The sequence below is a fragment of the Rhizobium sp. 18055 genome, assembly GCF_902706285.1.
Taxonomy (GTDB): domain Bacteria; phylum Pseudomonadota; class Alphaproteobacteria; order Rhizobiales; family Rhizobiaceae; genus Rhizobium.
The window spans coordinates 1-651 of sequence record NZ_CACSKD010000089.1 but is presented as its reverse complement, the minus strand read 5'-3'; the positions used below and the strand labels follow the sequence as shown (position 1 = coordinate 651).

The following is a 651-nucleotide window of genomic DNA, read 5'->3' as shown; positions in this document are numbered from 1 at the left end:
GTGGTGCTGCGCAGCGCCGACAGCTATGCCGGGCAGCTGGCCGAAGAGGGCGCCGTGATCGCCGGCTTCGCCGAGCGCCGCGCCGAGATCGTCCGCCAGCTGCAGGCCGCCGCCGCGCAGGTGGGTGGCGGCGTGCACCCCATCCAGGACGATGCGCTGCTCGACGAGGTGACCGCCCTGGTCGAACGCCCGAACGTGCTCGTCTGCGAATTCGAGAAGGAATTTCTCGAAGTGCCGCAGGAATGCCTCATCCTCACGATGAAGGCCAACCAGAAATACTTCCCGCTGCTCGACGCCGAAGGCCGGCTCACGCACCGCTTCCTGGTGGTGAGCAACATCCGCCCGGATGACGCGAGCGCCGTGGTCGGCGGCAACGAGCGCGTGGTGCGCCCGCGCCTGGCCGACGCCAAGTTCTTCTTCGACCAGGACCGCAAGAAGACGCTCGAATCCCGCGTCGCCTCGCTCGCCAAGGTGGTCTACCACAACCAGCTCGGCACCCAGGGCGAGCGCGTGGACCGCGTGCGCGCCATCGCCCGTGCCATCGCGCAGCAGATCGGCGACGTGGAGCTGGCCCGCCACGCCGACCAGGCGGCGCAGCTGGCCAAGGCCGACCTCGTGACCGACATGGTGGGCGAATTCCCCGAACTGCAG

At 69.3% G+C, this 651-nt stretch carries 1 protein-coding gene; it reads left to right on the top strand.

The annotated features are described in order from the left end of the window. Window positions 1-651, top strand: a 651-nt coding sequence (locus GVL52_RS31560; protein WP_160012668.1) for a glycine--tRNA ligase subunit beta, incomplete at both ends; no start/stop codon positions are given.